Origin of the sequence: Aquitalea sp. ASV15, assembly GCF_016429115.1 — a bacterium.
GTDB classification, from domain to species: Bacteria; Pseudomonadota; Gammaproteobacteria; order Burkholderiales; family Chromobacteriaceae; genus Aquitalea; species Aquitalea magnusonii.
Map to the genome: position 1 here is coordinate 1 of NZ_JAELTZ010000191.1, position 314 is coordinate 314.

The 314-nt window shown below is 75.2% G+C and carries 1 protein-coding gene; it reads right to left on the reverse strand.

The window, feature by feature from the left end; translation table 11 throughout:
- On the reverse strand, positions 1–314 hold a 314-nt coding region (locus JHD64_RS21465; protein WP_199055706.1), incomplete at both ends, for a class I SAM-dependent methyltransferase.

Sequence of the window (314 nt, forward strand, 5' to 3'; positions counted from 1 at the left end):
GCCAGTCTGCCGAGTTGGCATGTACCAGCTGCATGCGCGCCGCAATGGCGGCGGTATCGGCTGCGCGCGCCGCCCGTTCCAGGGCATCAAACAGCAAGGCCGCCGCCACCGGTGAGCGCTCCACCATCTGTCTCTTATACACATCTGACGCTGCCGACGAACGAACAACAGTGTAGATCTCGGTGGGCGCCGTATCATTAAAAGGGGGGGGGGGGGGGGGGGGGGGGGGGGGGGGGGGGGGGGGGGGGGGGGGGGGGGGGGGGGGGGGGGGGGGGGGGGGGGGGGGGGGGGGGGGGGGGGGGGGGGGGGGGGGG